We start from the raw sequence: 21,877 nt of genomic DNA, 5'->3' as shown, positions 1-21,877 counted from the left end.
CCGATGGGCCACGTCGCCGAGGCGGTCGTCTGGTGGGTGGTGCTGACCGCCGTCTACGTCACCACGCTCGGCACCTTCACCGGGCCGGAGTTCGCGGTGGCGATCGGCGTCGGCCTGCTCTGCGCGGTCTTGGCGGTCGTGGCCCGGCACGCGGCCCGCGCCCGGTGGAGTGTCGAGCCACGCTGGGCGGCCTGGCTCGTTCCGCTGCCGGCGGCGATCGCGGCCGACACCGTACGGCTGCTGTCCCGCCTCCCCCGCGGCGGCACGATCCGCGACCTTCCCGCGCCGGGCTCCGCCTTCCGCCGGGCCTGGGGCACCGTCGTGCTCTCCTCCTCGCCCGGCAGCGTCGTGCTCGACTGGCCGCCGGACGGGCCGCTGACCCTCCACGAACTCGGCTCCGGGCCACCGCACCTGGACGGCCGGGTCACCCGGGCGAACTGATCAGGCGTCGATCTGCGGGGCGGCGTTGATCAGGGCCAGGTGGCTCAGGGCCGCGGCACGTTGCCCAGCGCGCCCCGATCCTTCACGCTGACCTCCTCGCTCATGATGCCGAGGTCGTTGGCCAGGGCGACCGTCCCGTCCAGCTGCTCGGCCGCCTCGTCCCGGCGGCCGAGTGTCCCGAGGGCGGCTGCCGGTGTGGCCGTGGATCAGCGGGCCGCCGGCCAGTTCGCGTCCGGTCGCGTTCGTTGCGCCAGCGATCGGCATGGTTGCCCGGGATCTGGCCCTTCTCGTGCAGCCGGACCGCCCGGTCCAGCGCCGCCCAGCAGCCCATCTTGGACTGGGTGTACTGCCGGTTCTCGGCCGGCTCCCAGATGCCGGAGTCGGCGCCCGGCCAGTCGTCGCAGCAGCGGTCGGCGAGCAGGCGGCCGGTACGCGGGTCCAGCACGTGCCCGGCGTCCACGTACCGGCCGACCGCGTCGAGCAGGTGGCCGAACGTGCCCAGCTGAGTCCAGTCGGCGGCCGAGTTACCCGAGCGGACCGGGCGGCTGCCGCGGTAGCCGGGGCGATCAGCCGCTGTTCGGTGCTGTCCAGCCGGCCGTCCAGCCGGTAGAAGATCTTCAGCTCGAGGCCGGTCGAGCCGATGCACCGCAGCAGGAAGGCGAGCGCCGCGTGCGCCTCCGCCTGCAGCTTCAGGCCGAGCAGAGCGTCGACGGTGAAGGAGGCGTCCCGCACCCACATCGGCGAGCTGCGCCAGTGCGTTCACCATGTGCCGAAAGATGTGGCGTCCTCCCGCTGAGGCGCGTGAGCTGACGCTCCCACAGCCCATGGCTGCGTGGCACGATTGCCCACACAAGCGCGGGCACAGCGCGGCGGTCGATGCGCGCGCCGCCAGCTGCTGCCGCTTCCGAACCGGCCCGCCGTCGACAGCTGCGAGCCGCCCGCAGTGATCACCGGGCGCCCAGCCAAGCGGCATGCGCCGGCGGCATGAGCCCGAGCGACCCGGACTGCCGCTGAGGCGTCACCGAACCGTGGGCCCGGGCATCGCCGGAGGGCGGTGGCTGGTCGTTACATGTCGAACGACGCGCGGATATGCGGCGCGGATGCGTAAGCGCCGGCGTGCTCCGGGCAGGCGAAGCAGGCATCTGCCGATCTCCTTGCTACCCTCCTGCGGTTCAGCAGAAGCGGGGGAACGCTCATGCGTCACGGTGTGGCAACGGTGATCGTGGCGGTGCTCGCCGCTGGGCTCGGCGCATGTCACGAGGCCGCCTCCGGTCCTCCGGTCAGGGCCGCCTCCGGCGCTCCTCGCCCGGCAGCCGACGCTTCGGGTGCTCCGGGCGCCGCGTCCCCGGGATGCGCAAGGCCGGTCCTGCCCGCCTTCCGGACCGCCGCCGTCGCACGCCCGGGCGGGGCGGATATCGCGCAGCCGGGCGGCGGCGGGGCGATCACCGTGACCGCCACCGGCTTCAGCCAGACCAGCAAGGGCATGCTCAGCATCGGGGCTGAGGTCGGCAACTCCGGCACCCACATCGCGTATGACACCAGCCTGGTCTTCCACGCCTACGACAGCGGCCACGCCGACGTCCTGCGCTCGAAGACCGTGACGATCCCGGTGATCCTGCCCGGCCAGCGCGTGCCCGTCGGGCTGCCGGCGACCTCGTTGCAGGACCTCGCCTGGCGGTTCTATCCGAAGGTGCGCAGCGTACGGGTGACGCTCACGCGGACGCAGTGGTTGCCGACCATCGGCGTCGGCGAGTTCCCCCGGGTTTCGGTCCGGGTGCAGCTCCCCGTCCGGAAGATCCTGCCCGCCGGCATGCTGACCGCGCTGCAGCTCGCGGGCGACACGAACGCCTGCGTCAGCGAACCCGCCACCGAGGTCGGCATCGTCTATCGCAACAGCACGGGCGCCATCGTCGGCGGCGCGGTCGCCAGCACCGGGGACGTCACCGGGCTCGTGGCGATCTCCGGCTGCGTGGCGGGCGGCTTCCACGGCGCCGTCTACGCGTACGGCGCGCTGCCGTCGGCGGCGGTGCCTTCGCGTACGGATGTCGCCCTCTACTGCGACCCCGCTAAGACCGTCCAGCACACAGCCGACCCGGTAGGGTAGCGGCGGCCCCGCATCCGCCGCGCCCGTGCCGGGCGTACGCACCGGAATTCGGCGATCCGGAAGCATGGTGCCGGGAACGTCACCGCCGGCACCACGTAGCGTCACCGCTGATTCGGGACGAAACGTTTGCCGGGCCGCAACCGGGGGTACGCCGCACCGCGTGACGCTCTTGCTGGGCGCGGGGCTGGTGCTGATCGTCGGGGCGCTCGCGCCGGCCGTCTACCTGGGCCTGCGCGGCGACCCGCTGGAACGCCTGGTCGGTCTTCAACTGTCCGGCGCCCTGCTGGTCCCGGCGCTGCTGCTGCTCTCCTACGGCTACGGCCAGACCCCGTACCTGATCGTGCCGCTGGTCCTGGCCGTGCTGTCGTTCGCCGGTGTCCTGGTGTTCCTGCGCCTGCTGGGCGACCGCCCGTGACCGTTCTGATCGCCGCCGGCGTCCTCGTCTGCCTGCTCTCCGCGGCCGGCGCGGTGCGAGCCCGCACGGTTCTGGACCGCCTGCACTTCCTCACCCCGGTGACCAGCGTCGGCACCCCGCTGATCGCGATCGGTTTGGCGATCCACGCCGGCTGGCACCTGGCGACCGCGCTCCTGCTGCTCTGCGCCGCCGTGATGCTGCCCGCCGGGCCGGTGCTGGCGTCGGCGACGGGCCGGGTGGCGCATCGGGCGAACAAGTGAGCGCGGCGCTGATCGTGGTCGCGCTGCTGCTGGTCGCGGCGGCCGGCACCGCCGTGGTGGCCACCGGCGACCCGGCGCGGCAGGCGATCACGCTGAGCGCGTACGGCATCGTCCTGTCCTTGTTGTTCCTGGTGTTGCAGGCGCCGGATGTGGCGCTGTCGCAGATCGCGGTGGGCACCGCCCTGGTACCGCTGATGGTGATGCTGACCGTGCGGAAGACGAAGAAGTGAGCCGTCGTTCGCGCACCGTCGTGTTCGCCGCCGGCGCCGCCGTGCTGGCGGCGTTCTTCGCGCTGGCCGTCGCCGGGTTGCCGCCGTTCGGCAACACCGATCACCCGTATCGGGACCTGGCCGTCGCCGCCTCGCTCCGGCAGTCGACCGCGAACGTGGTCTCCTCGCTCACGTTCGATCTGCGCGGCTTCGACACGCTCGGCGAGGAAATGATTCTGCTCGGTTCGGTGGTCGGCGCGGTGGCGCTGTTGCGGCCGCGGCCGGACGAAAAGGAACAGAACCGATCGCGGACCGAGACCAACCAATCCGTCGCGCTCATCGCGTACGTCTTCCTGCCTTTGACGTTGTTGCTCGGTTTCGACCTGTTGGTGCACGGGCACCTGACGCCCGGCGGCGGTTTCCAGGGCGGCGTGGTCCTGGCGACCGGCCTGCACCTGCTGTACCTCTCCGGCGGTTACGACGCGCTGCGCAGGCTGCGCCCGCTCGCCTGGTACGAGTGGGTCGAGGGCTTCACCACCGCGGCGTTCGCGGCCGCCGGACTGATCGGGGTGCGCAACTTCCTGCCGCGCGGCGTCGTCCAGCAACTGTTCTCCGCCGGCACCGTGCCGATCCTGAACATCCTGGTCGGCTTCGCCGTGGGCGCCGGCGCGGTGGTCCTGCTCGCCCAGTTCCTGACCCAGGCGATAGCGCTCGAGGACAAGGACGATTAAATGCAGATCATTGCGTACGGGGTGGCCGGCTGGCTGATCCTGGCCGGCGCCTACGGCATGGTCCGCAGCCGGAACCTCATCCACGCCACGGTGTGCCTGTCGGTCTGCCAGTCCGGCACCTACGTGCTGCTGCTCGCGATCGGTTACCAATGGAACGCGCCGGCCCCGGTGTTCAGCCCCGGCTCCCCGGTCAAGCTGCCGGTCGCCGATCCGGTCGTGCAATCGCTCACCTTCACCGACATCGTGGTGTCGGCGACCGTGACCGCGCTGCTGCTGGCCCTGGCGATCCAGATCGACAAGACGCACCACACCCTCGACCCGGACGACCTGCAGAGCCTCAAGGGCTGACATGCTGCTGCCGCTGTCCGTCGCGCTGCCGCTGCTGGTCGGCGCCGTCCTGCTGGCGGTCGGCCGGCATCTGCCGCGCCGGCTGGCCGACGCGGCCGCGTTGCTGACCGCGGTCGCGGTGGCCGTCCTCACTGGACTGATCGCGCTCACGGCCACGCACGGCCGGCTGGTGAGCTGGGTGGGCGGCTGGCGACGGGTCGGCATCGTGCTGGTGGCCGATCCGCTGGGGGCCGGGCTGGCGTGTCTGGCGGCGCTGCTGACCGGGTGCGCGCTGCTGTACAGCCGCCGGTACCTGGAGGATGCCGAGACCCACTACCACGTACTCATGCTGCTGTTTCTCGGTGGCATGACCGGGTTCGCGCTGACCGGCGACCTGTTCAACATGTTCGTGTTCTTCGAGCTGATGGGCGCGGTCGCGTACGCGCTCACCGGGATGCGCATCGAGGAGCCGGCCTCGGTGCAGGGCGCGTTCAACTTCGCCGTCATCAACTCGCTGGGCGCGTACCTCACGCTGGTCGGCATCGGACTGCTGTACGCGCGGACCGGCCAGTTGGGCATGCCGCAGGCCGGCGCCGCGCTCGCCAGGCACCGGGAGGACGCGCTGGTGGTGGCCGCGTTCGCGTTCATCGCCACCGGGCTGCTGGTCAAGGCGGCGATCGTGCCGATGCACTTCTGGCTGGCCGACGCGCACGCGGTCGCCCCCGCGCCGGTCTGCATGCTGCTCTCCGGCGTGCTGGTCGAGCTCGGTCTGTACGGCGTGTTCCGGGTGTACGAGGTGGTCTTCGCGGGAACGGTCCCGCCCGCCGCGGTCACCCGGGCCTGGCTCGTGCTCGGCCTGCTGACCGCGCTGGTGGGCACCGTGATGTGCGCCGGGCAGCGGCACCTCAAGCGGCTGCTCGCCTACTCGACGATCGCGCACCTGGGGCTGTTCACCGCCTCGGCCGGGCTGGGCACGGCCGGGCCGGTCGCCGGGGTGGCGCTGGGGATCGCCGGGCACGCCGGGGCGAAGGGCGCGCTGTTCGGCCTGTGCGGCCTGCTGCTCGACCGGCACCGCAGCGTGGACGAGGGCGAGCTGCACGGGCGGGGCGGCGGGTGGCGCGAGCCGACGTGGTGGCTGTTCCTGGCCGGCGGGCTGCTGCTGGCCGGGCTGCCGCCGTTCGGGCCGGGGCTGGGCGCGGCGGTGGCCGAGGAGGGCGCGTGGTGGCTGCCGGCCGTTTCGCTGCTGGTCTCGGCGGTCACCGGGGGCGCGGTGCTGCGGGCCGGCCTGCGCGTCTTTCTCGGGCTGGGACGCCGGTTGCCGCCGCCGGGACCGGACGAGACGTACGGCGGGAACGAGTCGCCGGAGACCGAGGAGCCGCTGCCGCGTACGCCCGTCTCGATGCTCACCGCGCTGGCCCTGCTGCTGGCCGGCAGCGCCGTGGTCGGCCTTCTTCCCGGGCTGGCCCGGGGCGCGGCCCGCGGCGCGGCGATGTTCCTCGACCGGGGCGACTACCTGAGCCAGGCGCTGACCGAGGCGGCGGCCCGGCTGCCGGCGACGGTGCCGGAGGTGGGCTGGACGACCAGCGGCGTGCTGCTCGGCCTGCTGTCCACGGGCGCGGCGTTCGCGGTCGCGGCGATCCAGCTGCGGGCCGGCGAGTCGGGGGTGGGCGTGCCGCGCCCGCTGCGCCGCCTGCACCTCGGCCACATCGGCGACTACGTGGCGTGGCTCTTCGCCGGGGTGGCCGCCTTCGCCCTGCTGATCGCGACACCCCTGCGCTGACCCGTGAACACCTCCTGCCCAGCCCTGGCCATCGAAGGTCTACATATGTAGCCTATAGTGCTGGGCGCGGCCATCGCGGCGGCGAACATCGTCTACCGCACGCTCGGCCCGGAACCCGCCCACGAGATGAAGCCGCCGGGAGTGGCCGGTGCGGCAACCCTGCTGGTCCTGATCGTTCCGGCGCTCGTGGCGGCGTACCTCGGCGCCGGCGCGGCCTGGCTGTGGATGATCGCCGTGGCATCGATCGGGGTGCTCGCCGGCCTGATCACCGGATCGGCGGCCGGCGGCGTGGGCATCGCCTTCGGCTACTACGCGGTCGCCCGTGTGCTGACGCAGATCGACTCCCTGCGCGGGATCCACCCGGCACTGCTGCCGTACTGGCTCGGCCGCTGGACCACGGTCGGCCGGGCCGCGCCGGACTGGCCCGGCCTCGCCGCCGGTGTGGGTTGCGCCGTCGCGTACGCCGTGATCTGCACCGCGGCCGGTCTCATCCTCATCCAGCACCGCGACATCGACGCTTGACGCCACATCGACCGATCAAGCGCGCTTTTGATCGGTCGGGCACCGACGCGCCGCAAGCCTGGTGACCGGTCAGCCACCGATGCGGCGGGCGAACATCGCGGCGCGGGCGTGCGCGAGCTCCGCGCGTCATCGGGATCCTCCTCGCCGTTCGCACCGGACGCTAACGAACGGCGGCGGCGCCGGTCACCTCCTCGATCGCCTGTAGCACCGCCTGCTCGCCGATGGCGAGCAGGGCGGGATGCACGTCGGGGCCGGGCTGATCGCCGGGCTCACTCCGGGTGCCGTGCCAGATCGTGCGATGGTACGGGCGGGGCGGCGGCCCCCAGCGCTGCGGCGACATCGGCCCGAACAGCGTGACCGAGGGCGTGCCGTACGCGGTGGCCAGGTGCGCGATGCCGGTGTCGCCGCTGACCACGAGCCGGGCGTGCGCGACCAGGGCGGCGAGCTCGGCCAGCCCGGTGACCGGCAACGGGGAGGCGGCCAGCCCAGCGCCCTCGGCCACCCGTACGCGCAAATCCCGCTCCGCGGCGGAACCGGTCACGACCACCTGGTGTCCCGCCTCCCGGAGACGCCGCGCGATGGCCGCGAAGCGGTCGGGCGGCCAGCGACGCGACGGTGACTTCGCGCCCGGGTGCACGATCGTCACGCCGCGCGGCACCGGCAGCGGCGGCACCGCGAGGGCCAGATCGGTCTCGTCGGTCGCGACCCCGTAGTGGCGCAGCAGCCGGCACCAGCGGTGCACCTCGTGCTCCTCGTCGATCCATCCGGGACCGTCGAGGTGGTCGGCCTCCGGGTTGGCGAAGGCCCACAGCTCGCCCGGCGCGGCGGCGTGCAGCAGGCGGTGCGACTCGGGACCGCGGCCGTGCAGGTTGACCGCGAGCCGGGGCGGCGCGATGTCCCAGCGATGCGGGGCGAGCCCGTCGGTGGGCAGCACCCGGTCGACGCCCCCGATCAGGCCGATCAGCGGGGTCAGCGAGGGCGGCGCCGCGAGCGCCAGCGGTTCGCGGTAGAACGCGGCGGACAGGCCGCGCAGCGCGGGCACGGCGGTGACCAGGTCGCCGACGCCGAGCGCGCGGAGCACCAGGATCACGGGTACGACGTCTCCTTCTCGGACGCGACGACCAGCTCGCGCACCGAGCAGCCGGGCGGCTGGGAGAGAGCGAAGACGACCGCATTGGCGGTGTGCGCGGGATCGTTCAGCGACGCGTCCGGGCCGGGCTTGTAGCGCTCCTCGCGGTCGTCGAAGAACCGGGTCCACATCCCGCCCGGGATCAGCAGCGTGACGTTGACCTCGCCGGCCAGTTCGGCGGCGAGCGACCGGGTGAAGCCGACCACGCCGAACTTCGCGGCGCAGTACGCGGTGGCGTCGCCGACCGCCTTGACGCCGAGCGTGGAGGCGACCGTGACGATGCTGCCGTGCGACCGTTTCAGGGCCGGCAGCGCGGCCCGGATCACCGCGGCGGTGGCGAGCAGGTCCACGGTGACGATCCGTTCCCAGGTCTGCCGGGACAGTTCGGCGAGCGCGCCGGGCACGTCGAAGCCGGCCGCGGTGACCACGCCGCCGATCGTGCCGCCGGCCCGGGCGACGGCTTCCCGGGTCGCATCCTCGGCGGCCGCGGTGTCGGCCAGGTCGCACTCGATCCAGTCCAGCCCGGCGGCCGGCCGCTGCCGGTCGATGACCAGCGGACGGCCGCCCTCCTTGGCGACCGCCTCGGCGACGGCGGCGCCCAGGCCGCTCGCGCCGCCGGTGATCAGTACCGTGTCCATGGTGGTTACCTCCTGCCGCCGCGGGCCGCGGCGATCGTCCGGGTGGTGGAACGTCCGTCCAGATAGGGCACGATCACGGTCTGCCCGCCCCAGCGTTCGACCAGCGCCGACTCGGGCAGCTCGGGGCCGCCGTCGGCGTAGTCGCCACCCTTGACCCAGATGTCGGGGCGCAGCCAGGAGAGCACCGCCTCGGGCGTCGGCTCGTCGAAGACGACGACGGCGTCCACACAGTCCAATGCGGACAGCAGCCGGGCCCGGTCGTGCTGGTTGTTCAGCGGGCGGTCCGGGCCCTTGAGCGCGCGCACCGACTCGTCGCTGTTGAGGCACACGACGAGGCAGTCGCCGAGTTGGCGGGCGGCTTCCAGGGTGGCCAGATGACCGGTGTGCAGCAGATCGAAGCAGCCGCCGGTGGCGACCACGACGCCGTTCCTGGCTCGTACCTCCTCGATAGTGCTTTTGTCTGTTTTTTCATGGCTTATTCGGTTGGTTGCGGCGTGCACCGCCTGTTCGACCGCCTCGGACAGCAGAGCGCCGCCGGCCAGCGCCAGCGCGGCGGTGGCGGCAAACCGGTCGCCCGCGCCACACGTGTCCCCCGCGGCCACGTGCGGCGCGGGCACGACCAGCGGGGTGGGTCCGGAATGGCAGAGCACGGCGCCGCCCGGGCCGCAGGTCACCGCGACCGCCGCGGCCCGCCAGCGCTGCCGCAGCACGTGCCCGGCCCGCTGCGCGGTGGTGAGCGTCGAGCCCTGCCCGGCGTCGCCGGTGAGCGCGCACACCTCGGCGAGGTTCGGCGTGACCAGCCGGCAGTCGGGCACCGGCGCCGGGCCCTTCGGGTGCGGGTCCCACACCACCGGGGCGGTCGCCTTCTCGAGTGCGGCGCGCAGGGCCGGATGCCGAGTCACACCGCGGCCGTAATCGCTCACCAGGATCGCGTCGGCGTCCCGCAACACCTCCAGCGCGGCCGGCGGCGCCTCCTCCGGCGGCTCGGGATCGCCGCCGCGATCGAGGCGCAGCAGCACCTGACCGTTCGCGCGCAGCCGGACCTTCTCCGGCGTCGCGCCCGGCAGCGGCAGTGGGTACAGCTCGACGCCGGCCGCGGTCAGCAACTCGCTCAGCCGGGCTCCGGCGGCGTCCGAGGCCAGCGCGGTGACCAGCGCGACCCGGTGCCCGTCGCCGGCCGCGAGCAGCGCGGCCAGCCCGGCCCCGCCCGGTCGCTCGTGGACGGTCCGCTCGTCGAGAACCGGCGCCGGCGCGTCCGGCGCGATCCGGCTGACCTCGCCGTCGACGTCCCGGTCGAGCAGCGTGTCCCCGACGATCACCAGCTTCCTCATCGTCATCCTCCGCAGGTTCAGATCGACGTGCTCGCACATCACGTGCACCGCGAGCAGATGTAGTTCCTGCACCACCTGGGCGCTCGGCGACGGGCAGCGCAGCACCTCGTCGCAGGCGTCGCCGAGCGGGCTCGGGCCCGGCCCGGTCATCGCCCAGGTGCGCAGGCCGCCCTCGCGCGCGGCGCGCACGGCGGCGAGCAGATTGGGGCTGCGCCCGCTCGTGGACAGCACCAGCAGCACGTCGCCCGGGCGGCCGTGCGCGCTCACCTGGCGGGCGAAGACCTGCTCGTAGCCGTAGTCGTTGCTGATCGCGGTCACCGCCGAGGAGTCCGGGGTGAGCGCGATCGCGGACAGCGGCCGGCGGTCCTCGCGCAGCTTGCCGACCAGTTCGGCGGCCAGGTGCTGGGCCTCGGCGGCGCTGCCCCCGTTGCCGGCGATCAGCAGGCGACCGCCGCCGCCCAGATGCCGGGCCAGCTCGGCGCCCCAGCCGGCCAGCCGGGCACCGACCGTCCGAAAGGGATCGACGGCGGCGGAGAGCGCGGTGAGATGCTCCTCGAGCGGGTCCATCAGGCCACGGCCTCGGTCGGCGCGCCGATCATCTCGGCATACACCACGGCCAGCCGGTGGGCGATCCGCGGCCACGCGTACGACTGGACCGCCCGGTCGTGCGCGGCCGCGCCGTACGAGACCCGCCGGGTCTCGTCGTGCAGCAGTTTGCGCAGCGTGCGGGAGAGCCCGGCCGGGTCCCGGGGCGCGACCAGCTCGCCGGTCACCCCGTCGACCACGGTGTCGACCAGCCCGCCGACCGCCGAGGCGACCACCGGCACCCCGCAGGCCATCGCCTCGAGGACGGTCAGCCCGAACGGCTCGTACCACGGGGTCGCGGCCAGCAGGTCGGCCGAGCGGTACCAGGCCGGCATCTCGTGCGCCGGGACCGCGCCGGCCAGCCGGAGCCGGTCGTCGACGTGGCAATCGCGGGCGAGGGCGGCCAGCTTTCGCACGTACGGGTCGGACTGCGCCCCGCCGACCACGACCAGTTCGGCATTCGGCACCCGGGGCAGCGCCCGGATCAGGTCCTCGACCCCCTTGCGCTCGACCGGCCGGGCCACGGTGAGGATCCGCCGCAGGCCCGGCACGCGCGACACGGCCGGGCCTCCGGGATGAAAACGGTCGGTGTTGACCCCGGACGGGACCAGCGCCATCCGGCCGCGCGGCACGCCCATCCGGACCAGCTCGCCGATCTCTTCCTGGCACTGAACGACGATCCGGTCGACGGCCCGGCCGAGCGCCCGCTCGTAGCCGATCCGCTGGGCCGGGCTGGTGTCCGCGACACCCTGGTAGCGCCGCTTCACCGAGCCGAGCGCGTGGAAGGTCTGCAGCACCGGCAGATCGAACCGGCGCGCGGCGGTGACCGTCGCCAAACCGCTCATCCAGAAGTGCGCGTGCGCCACGTCCGGCTTCCAGGTCTCCCGCCAGTCGTCCGCCAGCCACTCGGCGAACCCGCCCATGTGCGGCAGCAGCTCGTCCTTCGGCAGCGCCTCGGGCGGCCCGGCCGGCACGTGCACCACGTCGACGCCGTCGCCCAGCGGCACGATGTCCGGCAGGTCGTTGCCATCTCGGCGGGTGTAGACGCGCACGTCGTGCCCGTCCCCCGCGAGCGCCGCCGACAGCTCGGCGACGTGCGTATTCTGGCCGCCGGCGTCGACGCCACCGAGGGTGGCGAGCGGACTGGCGTGCTCCGAAATCATCGCGATCCGCATGTCTCCTCCTCCAGCAGCCGGTCCCAGTCCGCGAGGAACCGGTCCAGGCCGTATCGGGTCCGGGCCACCTGACGCGCCCGCTCGCCGAGGCTCTTCGCCGCGTCCGGCTCGTCGAGCAGCCGGCGGGCGGCCTCGACCAGCACGCTCACGTCGGTGGAGAGCACGCCGGCGTCCGGCGGAACCGCCTCGATCGCCTCGGTGGTGGCCAGGGCGACCACCGGCATGCCCATCCGCATCGCCTCGATCAGGCTCAGCCCGAGCGAGGTCCAGCGGGTCAGGTGCAGGTACACGCCGCGCCGCGCGAGCTCGGCGTGCATCGCGCGCTGCGGCGGGTCGTCGTGGGTGGTGATCCGGTCGCCGCTGAGCCCGGCGACGCCCATGCCGAACACGTCGAGCGGCGCCACGGGCGTGAACCGCTCGTACAGGTCGGTGCCGGTGACCCGGCCGCGCCGGACCGGATCGTTGGTGACCACGGCGAGGCGGCGCAGTTCCCCGCTCCACCGCACGCCCGGATCGGCGATGCCGTGCTCGACGACCGTGGTCCGGGTGCTTCCGCAGTCCCAGAACAGCTGATTGAAGTGGGTCACGTGCACGATCAGCACGTCGTCCCGGTCAGCCAGCGGATGCCTGGTGTTCGGGACGTCGCCCTTCGGCGTGTTGTGCTCCACGTAGACGATCGGGATGCCCGGCGGCACCAGCCCGAGTTCCTCGACCCGCTGAACGATCGCGACATCGGCGTCCCGGATGGCGCCCAGCGGCTTCTCCTCCACTGTGGGCGGCCAGTCGTAGGTCTGGGCCCGGCCGCGCCCCCACTCGTCGCGGGCCGCGTTGACCGGGATCAGGTAGCGGTGCTTGCCCTGGACGAACGCCGTCGTCCACGAACCGTGCACATGCCAGAGCAGGACATTCATGCGGCTACCTCACGCGGGGCCTCCGGCTCGGCACCCAGCAGGTGTACGGCGTCGAGCACGTCGGCCGGCTCGATCGCGGACAGGCACGGGTGGCCCGGGACCGGGCAGTCGGTGGCCCTGGTGTCCTGGCAGGCGGCATCGGCCGCGCCGAGCCGGACGACCGGCACCCGGTAGGGCCCCCACCGTCCGAACGGGACGGTCGGCGCGAAGAGACTCACCACGGGGGTGCCGACGGCGGCGGCCAGATGCGCGGGCCCGGTGTTGCCGGCGATCAGGCAGGAGGCGCCGGCCAGCAGCCCGGCCAGATCGGCGAGCGAGCCGGGAACGGTCCATCTGGCGGCGGCGCCGGCCACCTGGGCGGCGAGCAGTTCCTCGCCGGGGCCGGCGGTCACCCGCACGTCGTGGTCGGCCGCGGTGAGGGCGTCGACGATCCGGCGGAGTGTCGTGGGTGGGCAGGCGCGCGCGGGGGCGGCGGTTCCGGGGTGGACGACCACGTAGCCGCCGGCGGGCCGATTGGCCGCGGTCACCTGCAGGCGGCCGTCGTCGTCCTCCGGCAAGGCGAATCCGGCGGCCGCGGCGATGCTCCGGGCCCGTTCGGGCTCCGGCAGGTCGTCCCGTACGCGGTGGCGCACGTCCAGGAGCGACCCGGGGTAGTCGTCGCTGATCGCGGTGATCCGTCGCACCCCGGCGAGCCGCAGCAGCAGGGCGAGCGGCAGCGCCGACTGATGGAACGAGGTGAAGACGACGGCCTCCCGCGCCCCCGTCGCTCGCAGGCGGTCGGTGAGCGCGGCGATGTCGGCCGGGTCGACCGGCCGGGGCTCCGGGTCGATCCAGGCGAGCGACCACTCCACGATCTCGTCGACGCCCGGCAGCAGCTCGGCCGCGGCCCGTCCCCGAGGCCCGCACAGCAGCACGACCCGCTCGGCCCCCGCCGCCACGGCCCGGATCGCCGGCCCGGTCACCAGCACGTCGCCGGCCGAATCCGAGCGAACCACGAGAACCGTCCCGGCCGGCTCCGGCCGTTCCACCGGCGTCACCAGCTCCTGCCGCCGCAGAATCGTGTCGACCGCCGCGGTGATGCCGCCGGCGATCGCGGGCGCCGCCGCGACCTCGGCCGGCCGCGTCTCGGGCGTCGGAACGAGGATCCCGGCCGCCCCGGCGGCCGCCGCGGCGACCATGTCCCGTCCGATGTCGCCGACCACCACGCAGCGCGCCGGGACCGTACCCAGCGCGGCGGCCGCGGCGGTGACCAGGCCGGGCGCGGGCTTGCGGCAGCGGCAGCCGGCGGTGTCGTCGTGCGGGCAGACCTGCCAGGTGTCGAACGGCCCGAGCAACTCCTCGACCCGCCGGTTGACCGCGCCGAGCTGCTCCGCGGTGAAGCGACCACGAGCCAGACCGGACTGGTTGGTGACGACACCGAGACGCAGACCGGCCTCGCGCAGCCGGTCGAGAGCCGCCCGGGCGCCCGGAACGGCGACAACCTTGCCCGGATCGCCGTTGTAGGGAACGTCAATGATCAGCGTGCCGTCCCGATCGAACAGAACAGCGTCGAAGAGAGGGCTCATCGCGCGGCTCCCACTGATTCCGGCGCCGACGGCTCGATGTGGCCCGCCTCAACGATCGGAATGGGGCGGGCGTTCCGCCATTGCCACCAGCCGCGCAGCCAATGAGCCACAGCCAGCGGCGGGATCGCGACGCTGGTGGCAAGCATGACGCCCACCTCGCGGCGGTCACGCGGCCCGGGCAAGATGCGCGCCGCGGCAAACTCGGTGGTGCCAGCCCCCCACACCGCCGCAGCAAGCGCGGCGGCGCGGACCCAGCCCCGACGTCCCCCAATGACGGCGGAGCAGCCGCACACCATCGCGGAGGCGCCGGCCAAGACGATTGCCGCGTGGCGGTGGCGGCGGCCGGGCGGCGCCTCCAGGTCCACTCGCCAATGCCGGCCGTAGAGCCGGCGCAGCAGCGCGTCGTCGGCGTTGCCCCGCTGGGTGCGCAGGCTGACCCACGGGCCCTCGGGCCGCACCGGATGCGTGACCCGCCTTGCCCCGCGGCTCAGCGACCAGCCCGCCCGGCGCACCCGGAATGCCAGCTCGGCGTCCTCCCGGAAGGCTCGCGGCAGCCGCTCGTCGAATCCTCCGGCGCACGCCAGCGCGGCCCGCCGGTAAGCCATGTCGGCGGTGATCCACCGGCCGGTCGCCAGCCCGGCCGTGACCGCCTCCCAGTCGGTGGGCCGCCGATCGGCCGGCAGCGGCACGCGCACCTGGCCCTGCACGCCGCCGACCTCCGGCGGGGCGGACGCCAGGTCCTCCGCCAGCCGGTCCAGCCACCCGGGCTCGGGCAGCACGTCGTCGTCGAGGAACGCGACCCACTCGGTGCCGGCCGCCCGCCAGCCCACGTTGCGAGCGGCGGCCGGCCCGCGCCCCGGCCCGGCCAGCACGGTCACCCACTCGGGCACCGCCAACGGCCGTGCGCGCTCACGGCGATCGTCCACCACCACAACCTGCGACAACGCCGACGGCCGGGCGCGCTCACGCCCGCCGTCGATCGCCGACAGGAGGGCGTAAAGGCTGGGGCGGCCGAGCGTGGGAATCACGACGGTGATGCTCATCGGGCGAACGCCTCTCCGCGGCGCACGGCGAACGGGCCCATCGCGAGCAGGTCGACCGGTGCCGAGCCGAACAGCTCCATCGCCTCGCGCGGCGTGTCGACCATCGGGCGCCCGGCCGTGTTCAGCGACGTGTTCACGACCACCGGCAGGCCGGTGAGGCGGTCGAATTCGGCCAGCATCTCGGCGACCAGCGGTTCCGAGTCCGCGTCCACGGTCTGCACCCGCGCGGTGCCGTCCACATGGGTCACCGCCGGTATCCGGTCGCACCATCCGGGCCGCACGCGGTGCACGAACAGCATGTACGGGCTCGGGCAGACCCCCTCGAAGATCTCGCTGAACCGCTCGGCGCGGACCATCGGCGCGATCGGCCGGAACTGTTCGCGGCCCTTCACGTCGTTCATCCGGCGCTGGGTGTCCGGGTCGCCGGGATGGGCGAGCAGCGAGCGGTGCCCGAGCGCCCGTGGCCCGTACTCGGACCGGCCCTGATACCAGGCGACGATCCCGTTTCCGGCCAGCACCTTCGCGGCCTCGACGGCGATCGAATCCGGTCGCGAGTACGGCAGCGCCGCGCGGCGCAGTTCCGCCTCGATCTCCTCGTCGCTCCACCCACGACCGAGCGCCGCCGTGCCGAAGACACTGGGCGTACGGCCGAGGGCGAGCGCGGCGCCGAGCGCCGTCCCGGAATCCCCGGCCGCCGGTTGCACCCAGACCCGTTCGAACGGCCCCTCGGCGGCGATCCGAGCGTTGGCCACGCAGTTCAGCGCGGTGCCGCCGGCCATGGTCAGCGTCCGCGGGCCGCCGGCCGCGTCGAACGTCCAGCGCACCAGGTCGAGCAGCACCTCCTCGAGCCGCGTCTGCACACTCGCGGCCAGATCGGCGTGCGCCGACGTGAGCCGGCCATCGCCGTGCGCGGAAATGAGCGAGTCGTCGGCGTGCGCCGAAGTGAGCTCGCCGTCGGCCGGGCGCGCCTTGGTGAGCGCATTCCAGTCGATGTGCTCGACCCGGAAACCCCCGTCCCCGGTCGCGTACACCATCTGCTTGAAGAGATCGAGAAACCGCGGGCGACCGTACGACGCGAGCGCCATCACCTTGTACTCGTCGCTCGAGTGCTGGAACCCGAGGTGCCGGGTCAGGTCCTCGTAGAGCAGGCCGAGCGAGTGCGGCAGCTCCTGCGTGCGCAGCGTGGTCAGCTCGCCGGCGCGGTAGACCCCGGCCAGGTGGCTGGCCACCTCGCCGCGGCCGTCAAGCACCAGCACCGCGTTGTCCTCGGCGACCGACAGCCCGGCCGAGGCGGCGTGCGCGACGTGATGCGGCACGAACCGCACCCGATCCGGGTCCAAACCGGGCAGCGCCGAGGCCAGGAACTGCGGCGCCCGGCGCGCATAGTCGACCCGCATGTCGTCGGACGGATCGGTCACGCCCAACTCGGCCAGGTCCCGGCACAGGCCCGGGTCGAACGAGTACCCGACCGCGTCGATGTCGGCCGGCTTCAGACCCGCGGACCGCAGGCACCAAGCGGCCGCTTGCTCGGGCAGTTCCCACGCGGCGAACGGCACCGGCCGCTTGCCGTGCTTGCGCCGGCTGAACCGCTCCTCCTCCGCGGCCGCCACCACGCGGCCGTCCACGACCAGCGCCGCGGCCGGGTCGTGGAAGATCGCATTGATTCCCAGAACTCGCATGGGCCGCCGGGTACCCCTCGATCACCGACTTACTCTGCTCGATCATCGACTTCTCCGCCTTTTCTTCGGCAGGGGCGCTGAGCTGCACTGATGGCTTCGAAGTTTGTTTCGGTCGCTGCGGGGCACACCGCCGCCATGCGTGAAATCGAACAGTTGGCCCACGGCAAATGGTCGCCCGGAAACGGCGGCCGGGAGTTGACTGTGGTCAATCCGCGGGACGACGAGCCGGTCACTCGGGTGGCCTGCTCCTCCGACGAGGAGGTCGCCGAGGCGGTATCCGCCGCACGGTCGGCCGCGCCCGGCTGGAGCGGTGTCCCGGCGGCCGATCGGGGCGCCGCCCTGCGCTCGGCCGCCTCCGCCGTCGAGGCCGCCGCCGACGAGCTCGCCGCGATCATGTCCGACGAGATGGGCAAACCGGTCGGCGAGGCGCGCGAGTCGATCCTGGCCGGGGTCGGAACCCTGCGGCAGTACGCCGAGCTGGGCCCGGTCCACCGTGGCCGCTCGCTGGCCGGCGATCCGTCGGCGACCGACCTGATGACCTTCGAGCCGCGCGGCGTCGTCGCGGTGATCACCCCGTGGAACGATCCGGTGGCGGTGGCCTGCGGGCTGCTCGGCGCGGCCCTGGTCACCGGCAACACGGTCGTGCACAAGCCGAGCGAGCGCACCCCCGCGACCGGATGGCGGCTCGTCCAACTCGTCGCCCCGCACTTCCCGGCCGGCGTGCTGAACCTGGTCAACGGCGACGGCCCGGTCGGCGCCGCCCTGGCCGCCGCGCCGGTCGACGTGGTCGCGCACGTCGGGTCGTCCGCGACCGGCCGCGCGATCGCCGCCGCGTGCGCCCGTACCGGCGCGAAGGCTTTACTGGAGAACGGAGGCTGCGATCCGCTGATCGTCGACGCCGGGGTGGACCCGCGGTGGGCGGCGGCCCAGGCCGCGCTCGGGGCGTTCGCCAACGCCGGGCAGATCTGCGTGTCGGTCGAGCGGATCTACGCCCACCGCGCGGTGCTCGACCCGTTCGTCGCGGCGCTGGCCGAGGAGGCCGAGAGGTGGCAGTCGCGGATCGGGCCGCTGGTCGACCGCCGGCTGCGGGACGCGGTCGACGACCAGGTCCAGCACGCGATCAAGGCGGGCGCGGTGATCGTCCGCGGCGGCGCGGCCCCGGCCGGCCCGGGCGCCTGGTATCCGCCGACCGTGCTGGCCGAGTGCACCGACGACATGGCGGTGATGCGGGAGGAGACCTTCGGGCCGGTCGCGCCGGTTGCCGAGGTGGACTCCTTCGACGAGGCGCTGGCCCGGGCCGCGGACTCGCCCTACGGGCTGGCCGCGACGGTGCTGACCCGGTCGATGAGTCACGCCCAGCGGGCCGCGCGGGTGCTGCCCACCGGCACGGTCAAGGTCAACGCGGTCTTCGGCGGGGCGCCGGGCGGTGCCGCGCATCCGCGTCGCGGGAGCGGCCAAGGATTCGGGTACGGCCCGGAGCTGCTCGACGAGATGACCGCCACCAAGGTCGTCCACTTGGCGGCGCCGCCGACGGGCTGGTGACGCCGCCGATCGCACGCTGAGCGAGATACTCGCTGAGTTAGTATCTCGCTCCGCGAGCATCTCGCCTAGTAAGTATCTCGCTCGGCGAGCATCTCGCCCAACAAGTATCTCGCCGAGCTAGTATCTCGCTCAGCTAGTATCTCGCCCGGCGAGCGAACCCAGCGAGCGAACCCAGCGAGCGAACCCGGCGAGCGAACCCGGCGAGCGAACCCGGCGCGAAAGTCAGGCCGCCTGCTCAGCGACCCGCCCCCCCCCCGGCAAGCCGATCCCGGCGACCCGCCCCAGCGCCACCGCCCCACCCACCGCCACCACAGTGGTGACCATCCCGCAGACGATCAGCCCTCCCCGAGCCCCCAACGTGTCCGCCAGCCACCCCACCGCCGGCGCTCCCACCATCCCCGACAGCGACGACACGATCCCCATCGTCGCCAGCACCCGTCCCCGCATGTCCTCCCGCGTGTCCAGCTGAACCCGGGTCGACACCACCGTGTCGAACACCACCGCCCCCGCCGCGATCGGCAGCAGCACCCCGGCAAAGCTCGCCACCGACGGCGCGACCCCCGCCCCGATCTGCAGCACGCTGATCCCCACTCCCGTGGCCACCAACACGCCCAAGGTCGAGCGCCCACTCCCCGCCAGCAGCAGCCCACCCGCCACCGCCCCCACCGCGAACGCCGTGGAGAGCAGCCCGTACGCCCCCGCCCCGCCGTGCAGCGGCCCCGCCGCCATGGCCGCCATGCTGACCTGGTAGTTGCGGCCCAGCGACCCCAGCACGAACGACAGCCCCAGCACGATCAGCACCACCGGGCGGCCCAGCACGTACCGGAACCCGGCCCGGATCCCGCCCTCGCCGGCGGCCGCCGCCGGCAGCGCCCGCAACGATCCGGTGCGCATCGCGACCAGCGCCGCGATCACCCCGAGGTACGAGACGCCGTTGATCAGGAAGAGCACTCCCGGCCCGGTCAGACCGACCAGCACGCCGCCGAGCGCCATCCCGCCGATCCGCCCCGCCGAGCTCAGCACCGAGCCGAGGGCCAGCGCCGACCCGAGCGCCGACCGCGGCACCAGCGCCGAGCCGAAGCGTCCCAGGACCGGCCCCTCGAAGGCGCTGATCACCCCGGAGGACAGCGCGACCGCCACGATCAGCGCGTGGCTCGCGCCGGCGAGCAGGGCGAAGGCCAGCGCGGCGCGCAACGCCTGGCAGGCGATCAGCGCCGGCCGGGCCGGCAGCCGGTCGGCCAGCGCACCGCCCCAGCTGCCCAGCAGCAACACCGGCAGGGACTGGAGCAGTACGACCGCGCCCATCAGCGCGGCCGAGCCGGTGGTGGACAGGATCACCCAGTTCAGCCCGAGCACCTGCATCCAGGTCCCGGCGGTGGACACCAGGTCCGCCCCGGCCCACAGGCGGTAGTTACGCTCCCTCAACGGCGCGAATCGCAAGACGGACAACCCCAAACCGATCTCGTACGCCGTCTCTCGGCGCCGATCACCTGTTCGGGAAGCGCTCGTCGTTTGCTTCGCCCGCCGTCGCGGGTACTCCCGATCCGCAACTACATGCAGGGTGGAAATGTTTGAACCAGTGCAAGCGGGGGAGAGAGTTTTGTTGACACAGGGCAACGAATTCTGCGGAGGGGTCCGCCATGCCGGTCACCGACGAGTTCGAACCGCTCGAGGATCTTGACCTCGCGGCCGAGGAGTACACGCGGGCCTGCGCCGGCGCGGAGGAGCCGGCCCGGGAACGGCTGCGGGCCGAGTTCGTCGGGGTCGCGCTGCCGTTCGCCCGCCGGCTGGCGCGGCGCTACCGCGGGCGCGGCGAGCCGGCCGACGACCTGGAGCAGGTGGCCCGGCTGGGGCTGGTCAAATCGGTCAACCGGTACGACCCGGAGCGGGGCTCGTTCACCGCGTACGCCATCGTCACCATCACCGGCGAGCTCAAGCGGCACTTCCGTAACCACGGCTGGGGCGTGCACGTACCCCGCCGCCTGCAGGATCTCAGCCTGGAGGTCGCCCAGGCCCGCGTCGCGCTGACCGCCGGGCTGTCCCGCCGCCCCACCGAGGAGGAGGTCGCCGACCGGCTCGGCGTGCCGGTCGCCGACGTGCGGGAGGCAGTGGTCTCGGGCGCCGCGTACGCCCCGGGCTCCCTGAACGCGCACGCCGAGGGCTACGACGGCGTCGAGGTGGGCGATCTGATCGGCGCCGACGACCCGGATCTGGAGCTGGTCGACGACCGGGCCAGCGTGGAGCGGCTGATCCTCCGGCTGCCCGAGCGGGAGCGGCGGATCCTGGGGCTGCGCTTCTACGGCAACCTGAGCCAGGCGGAGATCGCCCAGGAGCTGGGTGTCTCGCAGATGCACGTGTCCCGGCTGCTGGCCCGGGCGCTGGCCTGGCTGCGGCAGGCGATGCTGACCGACACCCTGCCGCCGTGGTCGGGCGCCGACGAGACCGATCACCGGCTGGCGCTGACCACCCGGTTCCACGGCGACGCGATCGAGACCCGGGTGTCCGGGGAGATCGACCGGGACAACGCCGGCCACCTGCGCGACGAGTTGCTCACCGTGCTGCGCGACGGCGGGCGGATGCGGCACCTGACCGTCGACCTGGGTGGCGTGCCGCTGCTCGACGCGGCCGGCGTCGGCGTCCTGGTGACCGTGCACCAGGCGGCCCGGGTGCGCGGCGTGAAGATCAAGGTCACCGGGCTTCAGGCGTACGTGAAAAAGATCGTCGCGGCCTCGGGGGTACCGGACCTACTCACGGAGTGACGCCCACACCACTTTGCCGTCGCCCGTCGGCAGCCAGCCCCAGTGCCGCGCGATCGCGTCCACCAGCAGCAGCCCCCGGCCGCGCTCGGTGAGCCCGGCCGACCGGTTGAGCAGCGGCGGGTCGGTCGAGCCGTCCCGCACCGCGACGTGCACGTACCGGGTGCGCCTGGTGATCCGGACGGTCATCATCGTGCCCGCGTGCTCGACCGCATTGGCGGTCAGCTCGCTGGCGACCAGGCTGGCCGGCCCGACCAGCTCGGGCAGCTCCCAGGCCAGGCAGGCCTCGGTGACCACGTCGCGGGCGTGCCGCACCGCGCCGGCGATCGGCAGCAGCTGGTCGCTGAGCGAGGGCGTGACCACCGCGCCCGAGGCGACCTCGCGCCGGGCCTCGGCGACGCCGGAGCGGATCGCCACCTTGCCGTACCGGCCGCCTTCCAGCAGCTCGGTGACCTGCGGGGAGGGACCGCAGAGCAGGATCGGGGTGCCCGGCCAGCGGGCGGCCTGCCGGGCCACCGCGGTGAACAGGGCCAGCGCGGTGTCCTCGACCAGCTCCATCTCCGAGAGGTCGACCAGGACCGCCTCCGGCTGCTCGGCCAGGCACTTCAGCAGCGCCGTACGGAATCCCGGGGTGCCCCCCAGGTCGAGGCGCCCGCGGACGGTGACCAAGGCGAGCCCGGCGGCCTCACCGACCGTCCATGCCAGCGGGCCCGTCATCGTCCATCCCTCCGTTC

22 protein-coding genes and 1 pseudogene are annotated in these 21,877 nt (G+C 73.6%); 11 read left to right on the top strand and 12 right to left on the bottom strand.

Annotated features, from left to right (window positions below):
* Positions 1–3 precede the first annotated feature (3 nt).
* Positions 4–441, top strand: a complete 438-nt coding sequence (locus IH26_RS0117955) for a hypothetical protein (protein WP_030437355.1) — start codon at positions 4–6, stop codon at positions 439–441.
* A 100-nt stretch (positions 442–541) separates the two neighbouring features.
* Here the strand turns inward: IH26_RS0117955 and IH26_RS61305 are convergent, their stop codons facing one another.
* Positions 542–1,087: a glycoside hydrolase family 15 protein gene (locus IH26_RS61305; RefSeq protein WP_169789765.1), complete on the bottom strand. Its 546-nt coding sequence runs from the start codon at positions 1,085–1,087 to the stop codon at positions 542–544.
* A gap of 801 nt (positions 1,088–1,888) precedes the next feature.
* On the opposite strand from IH26_RS61305, the gene IH26_RS0117940 reads away from it, so the two are divergent.
* The 8 genes from IH26_RS0117940 (at position 1,889) to IH26_RS0117905 (ending at position 6,789) form a co-directional block, all read left to right on the top strand.
* Positions 1,889–2,545: a hypothetical protein gene (locus IH26_RS0117940; RefSeq protein WP_030437353.1), complete on the top strand. Its 657-nt coding sequence runs from the start codon at positions 1,889–1,891 to the stop codon at positions 2,543–2,545.
* Positions 2,546–2,705: 160 nt separating this feature from the next.
* A complete protein-coding gene (locus tag IH26_RS0117935) occupies positions 2,706–2,960 on the top strand; it encodes a monovalent cation/H+ antiporter complex subunit F (RefSeq protein WP_030437352.1) in 255 nt (84 codons plus the stop codon).
* The gene (locus tag IH26_RS0117930; RefSeq protein ID WP_030437351.1) at positions 2,957–3,220 is read left to right on the top strand and encodes a monovalent cation/H(+) antiporter subunit G; all 264 of its coding nucleotides are present in this window, start codon (positions 2,957–2,959) and stop codon (positions 3,218–3,220) included. Before IH26_RS0117935 ends, IH26_RS0117930 begins: the two co-directional genes overlap by 4 nt.
* Positions 3,217–3,450 (top strand): Na(+)/H(+) antiporter subunit B, encoded by a 234-nt coding sequence (locus tag IH26_RS0117925; RefSeq protein WP_030437350.1) that lies wholly within the window; start codon positions 3,217–3,219, stop codon positions 3,448–3,450. The genes IH26_RS0117930 and IH26_RS0117925 overlap by 4 nt, the downstream gene beginning before the upstream one ends.
* Positions 3,447–4,160, top strand: a complete 714-nt coding sequence (locus IH26_RS0117920) for an MnhB domain-containing protein (RefSeq protein ID WP_030437349.1) — start codon at positions 3,447–3,449, stop codon at positions 4,158–4,160. Before IH26_RS0117925 ends, IH26_RS0117920 begins: the two co-directional genes overlap by 4 nt.
* On the top strand, positions 4,161–4,508 hold the full coding sequence (locus tag IH26_RS0117915; RefSeq protein ID WP_030437348.1) for a sodium:proton antiporter: 348 nt from the start codon (positions 4,161–4,163) through the stop codon (positions 4,506–4,508).
* A gap of 1 nt (position 4,509) precedes the next feature.
* Positions 4,510–6,267, top strand: coding sequence for a complex I subunit 5 family protein (locus IH26_RS0117910; RefSeq protein ID WP_030437347.1), 1,758 nt, complete (start codon positions 4,510–4,512; stop codon positions 6,265–6,267).
* Positions 6,268–6,324: 57 nt separating this feature from the next.
* Entirely contained in the window at positions 6,325–6,789 is a 465-nt protein-coding gene (locus tag IH26_RS0117905; protein WP_030437346.1) for a hypothetical protein, read from the top strand.
* Between the two features lie 160 nt (positions 6,790–6,949).
* On the opposite strand, the gene IH26_RS0117900 is transcribed toward IH26_RS0117905, so the two are convergent.
* The 9 genes and pseudogenes from IH26_RS0117900 to IH26_RS0117865 form a co-directional block, all read right to left on the bottom strand.
* The gene (locus tag IH26_RS0117900; RefSeq protein WP_030437345.1) at positions 6,950–7,879 is read right to left on the bottom strand and encodes a glycosyltransferase family 9 protein; all 930 of its coding nucleotides are present in this window, start codon (positions 7,877–7,879) and stop codon (positions 6,950–6,952) included.
* A complete protein-coding gene (locus tag IH26_RS0117895) occupies positions 7,876–8,556 on the bottom strand; it encodes an SDR family oxidoreductase (RefSeq protein WP_030437344.1) in 681 nt (226 codons plus the stop codon). The genes IH26_RS0117900 and IH26_RS0117895 overlap by 4 nt, the downstream gene beginning before the upstream one ends.
* A gap of 5 nt (positions 8,557–8,561) precedes the next feature.
* The gene (locus IH26_RS0117890; RefSeq protein ID WP_030437343.1) at positions 8,562–9,893 is read right to left on the bottom strand and encodes a PfkB family carbohydrate kinase; all 1,332 of its coding nucleotides are present in this window, start codon (positions 9,891–9,893) and stop codon (positions 8,562–8,564) included.
* A 15-nt stretch (positions 9,894–9,908) separates the two neighbouring features.
* Positions 9,909–10,454: pseudogene (locus IH26_RS62895) on the bottom strand (D-sedoheptulose-7-phosphate isomerase); the annotation flags it as partial.
* On the bottom strand, positions 10,454–11,647 hold the full coding sequence (locus IH26_RS0117885; protein WP_030437342.1) for a glycosyltransferase: 1,194 nt from the start codon (positions 11,645–11,647) through the stop codon (positions 10,454–10,456). The pseudogene IH26_RS62895 and the gene IH26_RS0117885, both read right to left, overlap by 1 nt.
* Positions 11,632–12,558 carry a glycosyltransferase gene (locus tag IH26_RS0117880; RefSeq protein WP_030437341.1) on the bottom strand — a complete coding sequence of 309 codons (927 nt, stop codon included), beginning with the start codon at positions 12,556–12,558 and terminating at the stop codon, positions 11,632–11,634. The genes IH26_RS0117885 and IH26_RS0117880 overlap by 16 nt, the downstream gene beginning before the upstream one ends.
* Positions 12,555–14,123, bottom strand: coding sequence for an HAD-IIIA family hydrolase (locus IH26_RS0117875; RefSeq protein WP_030437340.1), 1,569 nt, complete (start codon positions 14,121–14,123; stop codon positions 12,555–12,557). The genes IH26_RS0117880 and IH26_RS0117875 overlap by 4 nt, the downstream gene beginning before the upstream one ends.
* On the bottom strand, positions 14,120–15,166 hold the full coding sequence (locus IH26_RS0117870; RefSeq protein ID WP_030437339.1) for a glycosyltransferase family 2 protein: 1,047 nt from the start codon (positions 15,164–15,166) through the stop codon (positions 14,120–14,122). The genes IH26_RS0117875 and IH26_RS0117870 overlap by 4 nt, the downstream gene beginning before the upstream one ends.
* Positions 15,163–16,845, bottom strand: coding sequence for a carbamoyltransferase family protein (locus IH26_RS0117865; protein WP_030437338.1), 1,683 nt, complete (start codon positions 16,843–16,845; stop codon positions 15,163–15,165). The genes IH26_RS0117870 and IH26_RS0117865 overlap by 4 nt, the downstream gene beginning before the upstream one ends.
* Before the next feature lie 135 nt (positions 16,846–16,980).
* On the opposite strand from IH26_RS0117865, the gene IH26_RS0117860 reads away from it, so the two are divergent.
* Positions 16,981–18,387 carry an aldehyde dehydrogenase family protein gene (locus IH26_RS0117860; protein ID WP_030437337.1) on the top strand — a complete coding sequence of 469 codons (1,407 nt, stop codon included), beginning with the start codon at positions 16,981–16,983 and terminating at the stop codon, positions 18,385–18,387.
* 222 nt (positions 18,388–18,609) lie between these two features.
* Here the strand turns inward: IH26_RS0117860 and IH26_RS0117855 are convergent, their stop codons facing one another.
* Positions 18,610–19,812 carry an MFS transporter gene (locus IH26_RS0117855; RefSeq protein ID WP_245665265.1) on the bottom strand — a complete coding sequence of 401 codons (1,203 nt, stop codon included), beginning with the start codon at positions 19,810–19,812 and terminating at the stop codon, positions 18,610–18,612.
* 215 nt (positions 19,813–20,027) lie between these two features.
* On the opposite strand from IH26_RS0117855, the gene IH26_RS0117850 reads away from it, so the two are divergent.
* Entirely contained in the window at positions 20,028–21,146 is a 1,119-nt protein-coding gene (locus IH26_RS0117850; RefSeq protein ID WP_030437335.1) for a SigB/SigF/SigG family RNA polymerase sigma factor, read from the top strand.
* Here IH26_RS0117850 and IH26_RS0117845 read toward each other — a convergent pair.
* On the bottom strand, positions 21,132–21,860 hold the full coding sequence (locus tag IH26_RS0117845) for an ATP-binding protein (RefSeq protein ID WP_030437334.1): 729 nt from the start codon (positions 21,858–21,860) through the stop codon (positions 21,132–21,134). The two genes, IH26_RS0117850 and IH26_RS0117845, sit on opposite strands and share 15 nt — an antisense overlap.
* Positions 21,861–21,877 lie beyond the last annotated feature (17 nt).

It is taken from the genome of Actinoplanes subtropicus, assembly GCF_000721705.1.
Classification (GTDB): Bacteria; Actinomycetota; Actinomycetes; order Mycobacteriales; family Micromonosporaceae; genus Actinoplanes; species Actinoplanes subtropicus.
The sequence above is the reverse complement of the archived record's forward strand: the minus strand, read 5'-3'. Positions and strand labels throughout refer to the sequence as shown.

Excerpts from the sequence above, each read along its gene's own strand:
- IH26_RS0117880 (WP_030437341.1), bottom strand. The coding sequence starts at position 12,558 with ATGAATGTCCTGCTCTGGCATGTGCACGGTTCGTGGACGACGGCGTTC.
- IH26_RS0117850 (WP_030437335.1), top strand. The coding sequence starts at position 20,028 with ATGCCGGTCACCGACGAGTTCGAACCGCTCGAGGATCTTGACCTCGCG.
- IH26_RS0117865 (WP_030437338.1), bottom strand. The coding sequence starts at position 16,845 with ATGCGAGTTCTGGGAATCAATGCGATCTTCCACGACCCGGCCGCGGCG.
- IH26_RS0117915 (WP_030437348.1), top strand. The coding sequence starts at position 4,161 with ATGCAGATCATTGCGTACGGGGTGGCCGGCTGGCTGATCCTGGCCGGC.
- IH26_RS0117885 (WP_030437342.1), bottom strand. The coding sequence starts at position 11,647 with ATGCGGATCGCGATGATTTCGGAGCACGCCAGTCCGCTCGCCACCCTC.
- IH26_RS0117910 (WP_030437347.1), top strand. The coding sequence starts at position 4,510 with ATGCTGCTGCCGCTGTCCGTCGCGCTGCCGCTGCTGGTCGGCGCCGTC.
- IH26_RS0117870 (WP_030437339.1), bottom strand. The coding sequence starts at position 15,166 with ATGAGCATCACCGTCGTGATTCCCACGCTCGGCCGCCCCAGCCTTTAC.
- IH26_RS0117860 (WP_030437337.1), top strand. The coding sequence starts at position 16,981 with ATGCGTGAAATCGAACAGTTGGCCCACGGCAAATGGTCGCCCGGAAAC.
- IH26_RS0117895 (WP_030437344.1), bottom strand. The coding sequence starts at position 8,556 with ATGGACACGGTACTGATCACCGGCGGCGCGAGCGGCCTGGGCGCCGCC.
- IH26_RS0117875 (WP_030437340.1), bottom strand. The coding sequence starts at position 14,123 with ATGAGCCCTCTCTTCGACGCTGTTCTGTTCGATCGGGACGGCACGCTG.
- IH26_RS0117845 (WP_030437334.1), bottom strand. The coding sequence starts at position 21,860 with ATGACGGGCCCGCTGGCATGGACGGTCGGTGAGGCCGCCGGGCTCGCC.
- IH26_RS0117955 (WP_030437355.1), top strand. The coding sequence starts at position 4 with ATGGGCCACGTCGCCGAGGCGGTCGTCTGGTGGGTGGTGCTGACCGCC.
- IH26_RS0117890 (WP_030437343.1), bottom strand. The coding sequence starts at position 9,893 with ATGACGATGAGGAAGCTGGTGATCGTCGGGGACACGCTGCTCGACCGG.